We start from the raw sequence: 14,212 nt of genomic DNA on the forward strand, positions 1-14,212 counted from the left end.
CATCTTTTTGTGACGACGACTACACTATTTTAATCAGGAAAGTGATGCCAACGGGAGAATCATGGCCAGACAAACAGAACGGTTTTCATTCAATGTGCTCACCATTAATACTCATAAAGGATTTACCGCCTTCAATCGGCGTTTTATTTTGCCTGAGCTGCGAGAGGCCGTCAGAACGGTCGGTGCGGATATTGTGTGCCTGCAAGAGGTCATGGGCGCGCACGAGGTGCATCCTCTGCATGTGGAAAACTGGCCGGACACCACGCACTACGAATTTCTGGCGGATACCATGTGGAGCGACTTCGCTTATGGACGTAACGCCGTGTATCCGCAGGGGCATCACGGTAACGCTGTGCTGTCGCGCTATCCTATTGAACATTATGAAAATCGCGATGTGTCGGTCGGCGCGAGTGAAAAACGCGGGGTCCTGTACTGCCGCATCGTGCCGCCGATGCTCTCCCACCCGGTTCACGTGATGTGTGTCCATCTCGGTTTGCGTGAAGCCCACCGTCAGGCCCAACTCGCTATGCTGGCAGAGTGGGTGAATGCCTTACCTGAGGGTGAGCCCGTCGTGGTCGCCGGTGATTTCAACGATTGGCGACAAAAAGCTAATCATCCGTTGAAAGCCAATGCCGATCTTGACGAGATCTTTACCCGCGCCCACGGTCGCCCGGCGCGGACGTTTCCGGTGCAGTTTCCCCTGCTGCGTCTCGACAGGATCTATGTGAAAAACGCGAATGCCAGTACCCCAACGACGCTGGCGCTGCGTCACTGGCGACATTTGTCCGATCATGCCCCTCTGAGTGCGGAGATTCATTTATGAAATTTGGCTGGCGTGAAGGCAATCAAATTCAACTGCTGGAAAACGGCGATCAGTACTACCCCGCCGTGTTTGACGCCATTGAACAGGCACAACAAAAAATTATCCTCGAGACCTTCATCTGGTTTGAAGATGCGGTCGGAAAACAGCTGCATGCCGCGCTGCTGAGTGCAGCACGTCGCGGTGTTAAAGCGGAAGTGCTGCTGGATGGCTATGGTTCGCCGGACCTCAGCGACAGTTTCGTTAATGAGCTAACCGCAGCCGGCATTGTTTTCCGCTATTACGATCCGCGCCCGCGTCTGTTCGGCATGCGCACCAATCTCTTTCGCCGTATGCATCGCAAAATTGTGGTCATTGATGACCGCGTTGCTTTCGTCGGCGGCATCAATTATTCCGCTGAACATATGTCTGATTACGGCCCTGAGGCCAAGCAGGATTACGCCGTGCGCGTTGAAGGTCCCATCGTGGCCGACATCCTGACATTCGTGCTAGAAAACTTGCCGGGTCAGAGCGCCGTACGCCGCTGGTGGCGACGTCATCATCGCGCAGTCGAAAATCATCGGCCTGGCGAAGCGCAGGTGCTGTTTGTCTGGCGCGACAACGAAGAGCATCGCGATGATATTGAACGTCATTATTTGAAAATGCTTACCCAGGCCAGACGGGAAGTGATCATTGCCAATGCCTACTTCTTTCCCGGCTATCGCTTTCTGCATGCCCTGCGTAAAGCGGCCCGACGCGGCGTTCGGGTAAAACTCATTGTGCAGGGTGAACCGGATATGCCGATTGTGAAAGTGGGCGCCCGCCTCTTGTACAACTATCTGGTAAAAGGCGGCGTCCATGTCTATGAATATCGCCGTAAACCTCTGCATGGCAAGGTAGCGCTGATGGACGATCATTGGGCGACGGTAGGCTCCAGCAATCTTGACCCGCTCAGCCTGTCGCTGAATCTGGAAGCGAATCTCATTATTCATGACCGTGCGTTTAACCAGACTCTGCGCGATAACCTGAACCCGATTATTGCGCAGGACTGCAAGCGGGTTGATGAATCCATGCTGCCCAAACGCACCTGGTGGAACCTGACCAAAAGCGTGCTGGCGTTCCACTTTTTACGCCATTTCCCGGCGCTGGTCGGCTGGCTTCCCGCACATACACCACATCTGACCGAGGTAGAACCGCCCGCACAGCCTGCCATGGAAACGCAGGATCGCATTCAAACTGAGGATGTCGGAGGAAAATCCTGATGGCCAAAGCACATCCGCGCTGGCGGTTAGCGAAAAAAATACTCACGTGGCTATTTTTCATTGCCGTCATCGTGTTGCTGGTCATTTATGCCAGCAAGGTCAATTGGGAAGAGGTCTGGACGGTAATCCGGGATTACAATCGGACTGCCCTGCTCAGCGCCGTGGGGTTGGTAATCGTCAGTTATTTACTCTACGGCTGCTATGACCTGCTCGGCCGACATTACTGTGGGCACAAGCTGGCAAAACGTCAGGTCATGCTGGTGTCGTTTATCTGTTACGCCTTCAACCTGACGTTAAGCACCTGGGTGGGCGGTATTGGGATGCGTTATCGGCTCTACTCGCGCCTCGGGTTGCCGGGGAGCACTATTACGCGGATTTTTTCACTGAGTATTACCACCAACTGGTTGGGCTATATTCTGCTGGGCGGCTTTATTTTTACCTTTGGCGTGGTCGAGCTGCCCGCGCATTGGTATATCGATGAAGGTACGCTGCGCATTTTAGGCATTGCGCTGCTACTGATTATTGTCGTTTATCTGTGGTTTTGCGCCTTCGCGAAACATCGCCACATCACCATCAGGGGCCAAAAGCTGGTGCTGCCTTCCTGGAAATTTGCCATCGCGCAAATGGTGATATCCAGTACCAACTGGATGGTGATGGGAGCCATTATCTGGCTGTTGCTGGGTCAGGATATCAACTATTTCTTCGTGCTGGGCGTGCTACTGGTGAGCAGTATTGCCGGGGTTATCGTACATATTCCGGCGGGGATCGGCGTGCTGGAGGCGGTTTTTATGGCGTTGCTGGCGGGAGAAGATACTTCTCAAGGCAAGATTATCGCCGCCCTGCTTGCGTATCGCGTCCTCTATTATTTTATTCCGCTGCTGCTGGCGCTTATTTGCTACCTGTTGCTGGAAAGTCGGGCGAAAAAGCTGCGGGCGAAAAACGAGAAGGCAATGGCGAAATGATTTGCCGGATGCGGCGTAATGCCTTATCCGGCAACAGAGAATTAACGACGATTGCCGAAGATACGCAGCAGCATCAGGAACAAGTTGATAAAGTCCAGATACAGCGTTAGTGCGCCAAGAATCGCGTATTTGCGCAGATTAGAACTGTCACGCAGATCGATCTGCTCACCGATGTTTTTCAGCTTCTGCGTGTCATAGGCGGTCAGACCGACAAACACAATCACCCCAATGTAGGTTACCGCCCACATCAACGCTTCGCTCTTCAGCCAGAAGTTAACCAGTGAAGCCAGCACAATACCGATTAGCGCCATAAACAGCATATTGCCGAAACCGCTGAGATCGCGCTTAGTGGTATAACCGTACAAGCTCATGATGCCAAACATCCCGCCGGTGACCACAAAGGTACTGGCGATAGACGAGTAGGTATAGACGATGAAGATGCTCGACAGCGTTAACCCGGTTAACGCCGAATAGAGCATAAACAGCGTGGTTGCCACACCGGCGCTCAGCTTTTGCACCATGCCGGACAAAACGAACACCAGCGCCAGTTGGGCGATAATCAGGCCAAAGAAGGTGATTTTACTGGAGAAGACAAACATCATCACCGCGGGCGTATTTGCCGCATACCAGGCGATAAACGCCGTCAGCAACAACCCGCAGGTCATCCAGCCATAAACCTGCGCCATATACGTTTGCAGGCCGGAACGCGCCTGCACAATAGAATCGGATCGTGGGAATCGGTCCATGACAATCTCCTGAATCAGTATGAGCCTACAACAATTGTACTCTACCAGCGTTTTGCTGCTAGCTTATCGCTGTCACGAGCATCCACCCAACGTTCACCTTCCGGCGTGGCCTCGCGCTTCCAGAACGGTGCGCGGGTTTTCAGATAATCCATAATGAACTGCCCGGCATCAAACGCGCTACTACGATGCGCGCTGGTCACGCCAACAAAAACGATTTCATCGCCGGGCCACAGCGCGCCAATGCGATGGATCACCGTCACCCGTCCCAGCGGCCAGCGCGTACGCGCCTCGTCGACAATCTCCGCCAGCGCTTTTTCGGTCATGCCGGGATAGTGTTCCAGCGTTAATGCCTGCACACTGTCGCCGAGGTTGTGGTTACGCACTTTACCGGTGAAGGTCACTACGGCGCCGTCTTCATCACGCTCGGCAAGCCAGGGATACTCTTCCCCTACGCTGAACGGCGCATGCCCAACAACAATTCGCGTCTCAGCCATCTTAACCTCCGGTTACCGGTGGGAAGAAAGCCACTTCATCACCTGCATTAAGGGGATGGTCAAAACTGACCAGCGTCTGGTTCACCGCCGCCAGCAGCTTGCCGTCTTCCAGCGCCAGCGCCCAACGATCGCCTTGCGCCGCCAGATGCTGGCGCAGCGCTTCGACCGTTGGAAATTCAGCGGTGACCTCTAAAGCGTCCGTATTGACCAGTTCACGGACCTGGGCAAAGAAAAGAACCTTAATCATGCGCATCCACCTTAAAATCTCCCGACTTGCCGCCGCTTTTTGCCAGCAGGCGCACCGGACCAATCACCATGTCCTTTTGCACCGCTTTGCACATGTCGTAGATGGTCAACGCCGCCACGGAGGCCGCCGTTAACGCTTCCATTTCCACACCGGTTTTCCCGCTCAGGCGACACAGCGTCTCAATGCGTACACGATCGTGTTCCGGTTCGGCATGCAGGTTGACTTCGACCTTGCTCAGCATCAGCGGATGACACAGCGGGATAAGATCCCAGGTTCGTTTGGCCGCCTGAATACCGGCAATGCGCGCCGTGGCGAAAACGTCGCCTTTATGGTGGCTACCATCGATAATCATCGCCAGCGTTTCGCTGCGCATCGTCACGAAGGCTTCAGCACGCGCCTCGCGTACCGTTTCTGCTTTGCCAGAGACATCCACCATGTGGGCTTCGCCAGCGGCGTTAATATGAGTCAGTTGCGACATACTTATTTCTTCAAATGTGGGTGGAAATTACACGGACGCGTACGGGCATCAAGCTGCGGCGCAATGATATTTTCCCAGGCGGTACGGCACGCTTTGGTCGACCCCGGCATGGCGAAAATCAGCGTTTTATTCGCAACCCCGGCAATTGCCCGGGATTGCAGCGTCGCGGTACCGATCTCTTCAAACGAGAGCATACGGAATACTTCGCCAAAACCTTCAACTTCTCTGTCGAACAGCGGTTGCAACGCTTCCGGCGCCTGGTCACCTTCGGTCAGTCCGGTGCCGCCGGTAATGAGCACAACCTGCACATCGTCACTGGCAATCCAGGCGGAAACCTGGGCGCGGATGGCATAACGGTTCTCTTTGACAATCGCCTTGTCAACAATCTGATGGCCCGCTTCCTGCGCCGAGTCACGCAGGTAGTGACCAGAGGTGTCGTCCTCTTCGCCGCGACGGTTGGAAACAGTAAGAATAGCAATGCGTGTCGGGATAAATTCAGCGCTTACCTGACTCATGAAAACTCCTTTTAGCGATCAGCCGCCAATGTAAGATAAGTTTTGCGTAATACCGGTATTGTTCTGATGCAGGAAATGGGTCTGCTTTTTCTCCAGCAGCGCGGTTGAAATGCGTTCTTCCAGCGCGGATTGCTGAGCGTCATCTTCCAGCAAGTCACGCAGGCTTACGCCGCCTTCACCAAATAAACACAGATGAAGCTTGCCGACAGAGGAAACGCGCAGACGATTACAGGTGGCGCAAAAGTCTTTCTCATAAGGCATGATCAGACCAATTTCGCCAGCATAATCAGGATGGCAGAAAACCTGAGCCGGACCGTCGCTGCGCAGGCGAAGCTGGTGGATCCAGCCGCGACGCAGAAGCTCATCGCGCAGTACTTGCCCTGAGATATGATGCTTACGGAAAAGTGCACTGCCCTCCCCCGTTTCCATCAGTTCAATAAAACGCAGTTGAATAGGACGAGGTTGGATCCACGCCAGGAAGGTGTCCAGTTGATGATGGTTTACATCGCGCATCAACACAGTGTTGACTTTGACTTTTTCAAAACCGGCTGCAAAGGCGGCGTCAATGCCCGCCATCACCTGCTGAAATTTGTCCTGCCCGGTAATGGCGTGAAACTGACGGGCATCGAGACTGTCGACGCTGACGTTGAGTGCCGTCAATCCGGCATCGCGCCAGGCCGCAGCATCGCGCGCCAGACGATAACCATTGGTCGTTACCGCAATCTGACGGATGGCGTCGTTTTCACGCACAGCGGCAATAATGTCGGTAAAATCGCGACGTAATGAGGGTTCGCCCCCTGTCAGGCGCACTTTTTCCGTCCCCAGACTGGCGAACGCACGGGTGACGCGGCGAATTTCATCAACGGTCAAAAAGCCGTTATTGGTGACCCCGCCGGGCTTATAGCCATCCGGCAGGCAGTAGGTGCAACGAAAGTTACACACATCGGTAATCGACAAACGTAAGTAGTAAAACTTACGCGCGAAAGCATCGGTAAGTTGAGAGCCCATGTACACCTTTCCAAATACGGGAGACGCAGTCATTTCTTCCTGCGCCCTGGTGACAATCTCGTTCGAGCATTGCCACGGCCAAAGCACCGTATCATTTGACCCAGGTGCAGAGGCTAGAGTGTTTATACTCATCATACTTTGAGTACGTAGTGGTTATGCCGATACTAGCGTGTAAATGGCGATAATGCCAAGCACACTTACGCTGTATAAATACGTATATAGCGACATGATCGTGCAATTTCGCTACAGAATAAGCAAAAACCACAGTTTTGCATTGATATACATCATCTTGCTGTCAGGTGCATGTCGTCAGAAAGGGGTAGATCGCCGAAAATTAATTTCGGCAAATGCCAACTGGATAATTGCTGAAAACACGCTATTTACGGTACTGTAGCGCCGATCAATTGATATCAGGAAACTCTATGCGCACTCGCACGCTGGCAGATTTAGATCGCGTTGTCGCTCTCGGCGGAGGGCATGGATTAGGACGCGTTCTCTCCTCACTTTCCCCTTTAGGTTCACGACTGACGGGTATCGTCACCACCACCGATAATGGCGGCTCCACGGGGCGTATTCGTCGTTCTGAAGGCGGCATCGCCTGGGGTGACATGCGTAACTGTCTGAACCAGTTAATTACCCAACCCAGCGTTGCATCCGCTATGTTTGAATACCGTTTTGGCGGTAATGGCGAGCTTTCCGGACATAACCTCGGAAATTTAATGTTAAAGGCGCTCGATCACCTCAGCGTGCGGCCTCTGGAAGCCATAAATTTAATTCGCAACCTGCTGAAGGTGGATGCGCATTTAATTCCGATGTCAGAGCTGCCGGTGGATCTGATGGCTATTGATGATCAGGGGCATGAAGTCTATGGCGAAGTGAATATCGATCAGCTCACTATCCCACCTCAGGAACTGATGCTGTCGCCAAAAGTCCCTACCACGCGAGAAGCGGTTGAGGCAATCGCCGAAGCAGATTTGATTCTGATAGGACCAGGCAGTTTTTATACCAGCCTGATGCCGATCCTGCTGCTCGACGAACTGGCGCAGGCATTACGGCGTACACCCGCCAGGATGGTCTACATTGGCAATCTGGGTCGCGAATTAAGCCTGCCAGCAGCCAGCCTGACGCTTAACGATAAGCTGGCAATCATCGAACAGTACGTTGGCAAAAAAGTGATTGACGCGGTGGTTGTCGGCCCGAAAGTAGATGTTTCGGCCGTTACCGACCGCATTGTGATTCAGGAAGTGCTGGAAGCCAGCGATATTCCGTACCGTCATGACCGTCAGTTGCTGCACAGCGCGCTGGAGAAAGCGGTACAGGCATTAGGCTGAGTGGATTTGCCTGATGCGCTGCGCTTGTCAGGCCGACAAACGCAAGCACCCCGTAAGCCGGATAAGGGGGTTACCCCGCATCCGGCACAGGATTACGATGCCGCAATAAATAACTCACGCAGCTGATGCAACTGATCGCGGATCGTCGCAGCCTCTTCAAATTCGAGATTCTGCGCATGCTGCATCATCTGCCCTTCCAACTCGTGAATCTTTTGCTGCAGGGCTTTTGGCGTCATATCCAGTTCAACAACGTCAGACTTCGCACCCGCACGTGACTTCCCTTTGCCCTTCGCCTTGGTCTTCGCAATATTCTGACCCAGCGCCAGAATATCGACCACTTTCTTGTTCAGCCCCTGCGGCGTAATACCGTGCTCTTCGTTATAGCGCTGCTGCTTCTCGCGACGACGTTCAGTTTCACCAATCGCCCTGGCCATCGAGGCGGTAATTTTATCGCCGTAGAGTATAGCCTTGCCGTTGATGTTACGCGCCGCGCGACCGATGGTCTGGATAAGTGAGCGTTCAGAGCGCAGGAACCCTTCTTTGTCTGCGTCCAGAATCGCCACCAGCGAGACCTCAGGCATGTCCAGCCCCTCACGTAACAGGTTGATACCCACCAGCACGTCAAACTCGCCCAGGCGCAGGTCACGAATGATTTCCATACGTTCCACGGTATCGATGTCTGAGTGCAGATAACGCACCCGCTCGCCGTGCTCTTCGAGGTATTCGGTGAGGTCTTCCGCCATGCGTTTGGTAAGCGTGGTGACCAGCACACGTTCGTTAATCGCCGCACGCGTGCGGATCTCCGACAGCAGATCGTCAACCTGCGTCGCCACCGGACGCACTTCTATCACCGGATCCAGCAGGCCGGTCGGTCGTACTACCTGATCAACCACGTCATCACCGGATTTCTCCAGCTCATAGTTCCCCGGCGTCGCCGAGACGTAGATGGTCTGCGGAGCCAGTGCCTCGAACTCTTCAAATTTAAGCGGACGGTTATCCAGCGCCGAGGGCAAACGGAATCCGTATTCGACCAGGGTCTCTTTACGCGCCCGGTCGCCACGGTACATACCGCCAATTTGCGGGATAGTGACGTGGGATTCATCCACTACCAGCAGACCATCAGCCGGCAGGTAATCAAACAACGTCGGCGGCGGCTCGCCTGGACCGCGTCCGGACAGATAGCGGGAATAGTTTTCAATCCCCGAGCAATAACCCAGCTCGTTCATCATTTCCAGATCGAACTGTGTACGCTGGCTTAAGCGCTGCTCTTCCAGCAACTTGTTATTCGCCAGCATGTTTTTACGGCGGTCTGCCAGCTCGACTTTAATTTCTTCCATCGCCTGCACGATACGTTCGCGCGGCGTGACGTAGTGCGTTTTCGGGTAGATGGTATAGCGGGAAATGGTCGATTCAACCTGCCCGGTAAGCGGGTCAAACAGCGACAAACGCTCGACTTCCTCATCGAACAGTTCCACGCGCAACGCAATGTCGTCGGATTCAGCCGGGAAAATGTCGATAACTTCACCGCGCACGCGGAAGGTCCCGCGCTGGAATGCCTGATCGTTACGGGTATATTGCAGCTCCGCCAGACGACGCAGGATCGCGCGCTGGTCAATGATCATCCCCACCGTCAGATGCAGCATCATTTTCAGATACAGGTCCGGGTCGCCCAAACCATAAATGGCGGAAACCGACGCCACCACAACGACATCCCGACGTTCGAGCAGCGCTTTGGTCGCCGACAGACGCATCTGCTCAATGTGTTCGTTGACCGAGGCATCCTTCTCGATGAAGGTATCAGAACTCGGTACGTAAGCTTCCGGCTGATAATAGTCGTAGTAGGAGACAAAATATTCCACCGCGTTTTCCGGAAAGAACTCTTTCATCTCGCCATATAGCTGCGCGGCAAGCGTCTTGTTAGGCGCCAGCACCATGGTAGGACGCTGTAGGTCCGCAATCACATTCGCGATGGTGAATGTTTTCCCCGATCCCGTCACCCCCAGCAGCGTCTGATGCGCCAGACCGTCCTCCAGACCTTCTTCCAGGCGACGTATCGCCTCAGGCTGATCGCCAGAGGGTTTAAAAGCGGAATTTAGTTTGAACGGTTTACTCATGAGCAGCTACCTGAAGCAATGGGCGGGCAGGTGTGTAATTTTACTCGCAGTCGTATATTTTGCCAGTAAAATATACTGGATGAAAAAACAGTAACGCGCCAGAATATTTCTGTTACACCCGCAAAATAGCCGTGACTGCAGGCCAAAATTTGCCCCCAGACAAGATAAAACACCAGCAAAAATGTGTTATCCCCAAACCAATGCCTTTTTTAACATTTGTCAAGCCAGCCGATGAAAGTTTTATGGCAACACATGACACTTCTGCGACAGCCATTGCTTTTATCTAACTATCTGTAATTTAAAGATTATTTTCTCAAGCCGTCTTTCGCATCAATTTAGTCGCAGGCCGCGTCTTCTCTCGCTTACATTGTGTTTTCTAACCCTAATACACAAGGTTATCCACAGGAATAGTGGATAACTGCTTCCAGCCCGTGTGGACTGTAGCCTGGCAAAAACACCCTGACTCTCTTTTCCGCTGGGCTAAAAAAAAATTATCGCTATTTTTTGATATTTATCAGCTAACGAGGCGGCCAGGGAGAGCCGAGATCTTGCTCGCATTTTCACCATTTTCTTGTCCGCGTACTGCAATAGCGACCAGTGTTATTTCCCCTCTCGATTCAACCTGCTGATGCCGTCAAAGACAAAATGCTGAGATCGAGATAACGTCCGGTCGATGCCTGCTCAGGATCTTCTGCCAGCCAGGGAATTTCCCCCAGCAAAGGTGCCGGGATCACGCGCTTTAGCGTCGCCATGTATTCAGCATGACGTTTGCCGGGCGGCGTCACATCATTGGCTACCCATCCGGCAAGCGTCAGTCCGGCCTGCTGCACCGCCTGGGCGGTCAGAATGGCGTGATTGATGCAGCCGAGCTTAACGCCAACCACCAGAATCACTGGCAACTGTTCTGTTTTGACCCAGTCGGAAAAACTCAGCGTTGGCGAAAGCGGCGTAAACCATCCACCAGCCCCCTCCACCAGTACCCAGTCAGCCTGCGCTTCAAGCGTGCGTAAACCCGATGACATCACGGAGGCCAAAATGGGGCGACCTTCGTCGGCGCTGATGATATGCGGCGAGGTAGGTTCAGCGAAGCAGTAGGGATTAATCGCCGCATAGTCCGCCGTCACAGCGCTATTGCGCTGTAATTCCAACGCATCGCTGTTTCGCAGGCCATCAGCCGTCATTTCACTGCCTGACGCCACCGGCTTATAGCCAACGGCGCGCAACCCCAGTTGTCCCGCCGCCTGGAGCAGCGCGCAGCTGGCGACAGTTTTACCGACTTCGGTATCTGTCCCGGTGACAAAATACGTTTTAGCCACGTTGAATTACTCCTAAAAAAAGATGGTAGGTCAGCGGATATTTCCCCTGCTGACAGGGCCAGGCTAACTGTAGCTGGCGCAGCTGAGCGCGCGTCAGCACACGTTGCTCGCGCCCATCATGCAAATGCGTCGCGCCAATGCCTTTTAGCGAACGCATGGCGCTCAGCGCATCATCAAACCACAGCGTGACGGCATGAAACTGGTATTCAACATCCCAGCCATACAGGGCGTTTTCCAGTTGCGCCACGGGCAAAAAACGGTTGGCGTGCTCCCGATCGTCAACCGCCTGCCAGGCCTGACGAAGTTCCGGCATCGACCCCTGCGCCAGGGTACTAAACGCCACCGTCCCGCCAGGACGCACCACCCGGTAAAGCTCGCTTAACGCGCCGCGCAGGTCGCCACACCACTGTACGGCCAGATTACTCCAGGCCAGGTCAAAGCTCGCGGTTGCCTGCGGGATGGCTTCGATATCCGCCAGCAGATAGTGGTGGGCGACATCGTGACGCTGCGCTTCAGCCAGCATTTGCGACGACAGATCCAGCGCGCAGACCTCACTCCCCTGCTCACGCCAGTAGCGACTCATACGTCCAGGCCCACAGCCCGCATCCAATACCTGCGAGAACGTGCCGCCATCCAGTAACGCCAGTAACGCATCGGCACTTTGACGCTGTAGCTCTGCGTGTTGCTCATAGTGGGTGGCCGCGCGGCCAAACGCGGCGGCAATCGCCCGTTTATTGACCTGCGCCATGCAACACCTCCAGTAGACGATCGATATCCTGCACCTCATGCGCCTGGGTCAGCGTCAGCCGTAATCTGGCCGTACCGGCGGGCACCGTCGGCGGGCGAATTGCCGTCACCCAACATCCCTGTTGCCGTAGTGTGTCCGCCAGTTGCAAAGCTTTATGGTTATCGCCAACAATCAGCGGCTGAATAGCACTGGTTGAATTCGCCAGCGTTAAACCCGGCGTATTCACCCCAGCGCGAAAACGCTGGATCAGCATCGCTAACTTTTCCCGGCGTTCATCACCTTCACGGCTGCGGATCACCGCCAGCGCGGCGCGCAGGGCCTGAGCCTGCGCCGGAGGCATACTGGTGCTGTAGATCAGATGACGGGCAAACTGCAACAGATAGTCGGCCACGCTGTCAGAACACAGGATTGCCGCGCCGCTGACGCCAAATCCTTTGCCAAACGTCACCACTAACAGTTCGGGTTTGACCTGCTGTCGCCAGCAGGAGCCGCGTCCTTCTGCACCGGTTACGCCAACGCCGTGCGCATCATCCACCAGTAGCCACGCACCGTGTCGTTCCGCCACCGCGTGGATTTCAGCGAGCGGCGCGCTGTCGCCATCCATGCTGAATACGCCTTCAGTGACCACGAGCTGCTGCCCCGGACAGGGGGCAGTCAGCAGACGCTCCAGATGATGCGGATCGTTATGGGTAAAGCGACGTAGAACAGCCGGGCTAAGGCTGGCGGCCTCCAACAGCGAGGCATGGCTAAGCCTGTCGGCGACAATACGATCGTCTTTTTCCATCAATGCGGCTATCACCGCCTGATTAGCGGCAAAACCGGAGATAAATAACAGCGCCCGCGAATAGCCCAGCCACTGCGCCAGCTCTTCTTCCAGCGCCTGGTGAGCCACGGAATACCCGCTGACATGACCCGAGCCGCCGCTGCCGACGCCAAAACGTTCAGCTCCCTGCTGCCAGGCGCAGATAATCTGCGGATGGTGGCTCAGGCCAAGGTAATCATTGCTGGAGAAATTCAGATACTGGCGGCCGTCGGCCTGCAGCCAGCGACCGGCGCCCTGGGTCACCGCATAGCGCTGCCGCCACGCATCAGCGCAACGACGCGCCGTGAGCGCATCGCCAATTTTTTGCTGCCAGGTCATACGGTTGCCGCGTTGTAGTAATCATCGGTATCCGGGGTACGCAGCGCCTGCTCGAGACGTTGTTGCTGTTCGTTATCCCCCGCCAGCACCGCCGTTTGCTGCGGGTTGAGACCCAGCTTGCGGAATAACAGCAAATCTTTATCTTCGTTCGGATTCGGCGTAGTCAGCAGTTTGCAGCCGTAGAAAATCGAGTTAGCGCCGGCCATAAAGCACATCGCCTGGGTTTGCTCGTTCATCTGCTCGCGCCCGGCGGAAAGACGCACGTAAGAGGTTGGCATCATGATGCGCGCCACGGCGATGGTTCGGATGAAATCAAACGCGTCGACGTCGTCGTTATCGGCAAGCGGCGTGCCCTTCACCTTCACCAGCATGTTGATCGGCACGCTTTCCGGCGGCGTCGGCAGATTGGCTAATTGCAGCAGCAGACCGGCGCGATCGGTGACCGTTTCGCCTAATCCGACAATACCGCCTGAGCAGACTTTAATCCCGGCTTCACGCACTTTATCCAGCGTATCCAGACGTTCCTGATAAGACCGGGTAGTAATGATATTGCCGTAAAACTCCGGCGAGGTGTCGAGGTTATGGTTGTAGTAATCCAGTCCCGCGTTGGCCAGGCGCTGAGCCTGGGTTTCGTTGAGCGTTCCCAGCGTCATGCAAGCTTCCAGCCCCAACGCTTTCACGCCCTGAACCATCTGTTCCAGGTAAGGCATATCGCGCTCGTGCGGGTTCTTCCACGCCGCCCCCATGCAAAACCGCGTTGAACCGGCCTGCTTCGCCTTACGCGCCGAGTCCAGTACCTGTTCCACTTCCATCAAGCGTTCAGTTTCCAGACCCGTTTTATAGCGAGAACTTTGCGGGCAGTATTTGCAGTCTTCCGGGCAGGCGCCAGTCTTAATCGACAACAGCGTACTGACCTGTACCTGCCGCGGATCGAAGTGCTGACGATGAATCTGTTGCGCTTCAAACAGGAGATCAAGCAGTGGTTTTTCAAATAATTCGGTGACTTGCGACATTGTCCAGCGAGAAGAATGAGCCATATTGGTATACGTTT

At 54.7% G+C, this 14,212-nt stretch carries 15 protein-coding genes and 1 riboswitch; of the genes, 4 read left to right on the forward strand and 11 right to left on the reverse strand.

Features of this window, described 5'->3' with window-relative positions; translation table 11 throughout:
* Positions 1–61: 61 nt before the first annotated feature.
* The 3 genes from M4I31_RS15665 to M4I31_RS15675 are packed head-to-tail and all read left to right on the forward strand — an operon-like array spanning position 62 to position 3,023.
* Positions 62–823, forward strand: a complete 762-nt coding sequence (locus M4I31_RS15665) for an endonuclease/exonuclease/phosphatase family protein (RefSeq protein ID WP_069323204.1) — start codon at positions 62–64, stop codon at positions 821–823.
* A complete protein-coding gene (gene clsB, locus M4I31_RS15670) occupies positions 820–2,061 on the forward strand; it encodes a cardiolipin synthase ClsB (RefSeq protein WP_038639075.1) in 1,242 nt (413 codons plus the stop codon). Before M4I31_RS15665 ends, clsB begins: the two co-directional genes overlap by 4 nt.
* The gene (locus M4I31_RS15675) at positions 2,061–3,023 is read left to right on the forward strand and encodes a YbhN family protein (RefSeq protein WP_038639070.1); all 963 of its coding nucleotides are present in this window, start codon (positions 2,061–2,063) and stop codon (positions 3,021–3,023) included. Before clsB ends, M4I31_RS15675 begins: the two co-directional genes overlap by 1 nt.
* 41 nt (positions 3,024–3,064) lie before the next feature.
* On the opposite strand, the gene M4I31_RS15680 is transcribed toward M4I31_RS15675, so the two are convergent.
* From M4I31_RS15680 to moaA, 6 genes are all read right to left on the reverse strand, one after another.
* The gene (locus M4I31_RS15680) at positions 3,065–3,769 is read right to left on the reverse strand and encodes a Bax inhibitor-1/YccA family protein (protein ID WP_038639068.1); all 705 of its coding nucleotides are present in this window, start codon (positions 3,767–3,769) and stop codon (positions 3,065–3,067) included.
* Between the two features lie 41 nt (positions 3,770–3,810).
* A complete protein-coding gene (gene moaE / locus M4I31_RS15685; protein ID WP_038639065.1) occupies positions 3,811–4,263 on the reverse strand; it encodes a molybdopterin synthase catalytic subunit MoaE in 453 nt (150 codons plus the stop codon).
* 1 nt (position 4,264) lies between these two features.
* Positions 4,265–4,510, reverse strand: a complete 246-nt coding sequence (gene moaD, locus M4I31_RS15690; protein WP_038639062.1) for a molybdopterin synthase sulfur carrier subunit — start codon at positions 4,508–4,510, stop codon at positions 4,265–4,267.
* Positions 4,503–4,988, reverse strand: coding sequence for a cyclic pyranopterin monophosphate synthase MoaC (gene moaC, locus M4I31_RS15695; RefSeq protein WP_061381915.1), 486 nt, complete (start codon positions 4,986–4,988; stop codon positions 4,503–4,505). Before moaC ends, moaD begins: the two co-directional genes overlap by 8 nt.
* 2 nt (positions 4,989–4,990) lie before the next feature.
* The gene (gene moaB, locus M4I31_RS15700) at positions 4,991–5,503 is read right to left on the reverse strand and encodes a molybdenum cofactor biosynthesis protein B (protein WP_003035187.1); all 513 of its coding nucleotides are present in this window, start codon (positions 5,501–5,503) and stop codon (positions 4,991–4,993) included.
* An 18-nt stretch (positions 5,504–5,521) separates the two neighbouring features.
* Positions 5,522–6,511 carry a GTP 3',8-cyclase MoaA gene (gene moaA, locus M4I31_RS15705; RefSeq protein ID WP_069323202.1) on the reverse strand — a complete coding sequence of 330 codons (990 nt, stop codon included), beginning with the start codon at positions 6,509–6,511 and terminating at the stop codon, positions 5,522–5,524.
* Positions 6,499–6,644: riboswitch (molybdenum cofactor riboswitch) on the reverse strand. (Overlaps the previous gene by 13 nt.)
* A gap of 289 nt (positions 6,645–6,933) precedes the next feature.
* Here moaA and yvcK point away from each other — a divergent pair.
* On the forward strand, positions 6,934–7,842 hold the full coding sequence (yvcK, locus tag M4I31_RS15710) for a uridine diphosphate-N-acetylglucosamine-binding protein YvcK (RefSeq protein ID WP_038639050.1): 909 nt from the start codon (positions 6,934–6,936) through the stop codon (positions 7,840–7,842).
* A gap of 92 nt (positions 7,843–7,934) precedes the next feature.
* Here yvcK and uvrB read toward each other — a convergent pair whose 3' ends face one another.
* The 5 genes from uvrB to bioB form a co-directional block, all read right to left on the reverse strand.
* Positions 7,935–9,956 (reverse strand): excinuclease ABC subunit UvrB, encoded by a 2,022-nt coding sequence (gene uvrB / locus M4I31_RS15715; protein ID WP_085047472.1) that lies wholly within the window; start codon positions 9,954–9,956, stop codon positions 7,935–7,937.
* 617 nt (positions 9,957–10,573) lie between these two features.
* Entirely contained in the window at positions 10,574–11,272 is a 699-nt protein-coding gene (bioD, locus tag M4I31_RS15720) for a dethiobiotin synthase (RefSeq protein ID WP_085047473.1), read from the reverse strand.
* Entirely contained in the window at positions 11,265–12,020 is a 756-nt protein-coding gene (bioC, locus tag M4I31_RS15725) for a malonyl-ACP O-methyltransferase BioC (protein ID WP_085047474.1), read from the reverse strand. Before bioC ends, bioD begins: the two co-directional genes overlap by 8 nt.
* Positions 12,004–13,161: an 8-amino-7-oxononanoate synthase gene (bioF, locus tag M4I31_RS15730; protein ID WP_038639037.1), complete on the reverse strand. Its 1,158-nt coding sequence runs from the start codon at positions 13,159–13,161 to the stop codon at positions 12,004–12,006. Before bioF ends, bioC begins: the two co-directional genes overlap by 17 nt.
* A complete protein-coding gene (gene bioB, locus M4I31_RS15735) occupies positions 13,158–14,198 on the reverse strand; it encodes a biotin synthase BioB (RefSeq protein ID WP_038639034.1) in 1,041 nt (346 codons plus the stop codon). Before bioB ends, bioF begins: the two co-directional genes overlap by 4 nt.
* Positions 14,199–14,212 lie beyond the last annotated feature (14 nt).

Origin of the sequence: Citrobacter sp. XT1-2-2, from assembly GCF_023516235.1 — a bacterium.
In the GTDB taxonomy this organism is placed as follows: domain Bacteria; phylum Pseudomonadota; class Gammaproteobacteria; order Enterobacterales; family Enterobacteriaceae; genus Citrobacter; species Citrobacter werkmanii.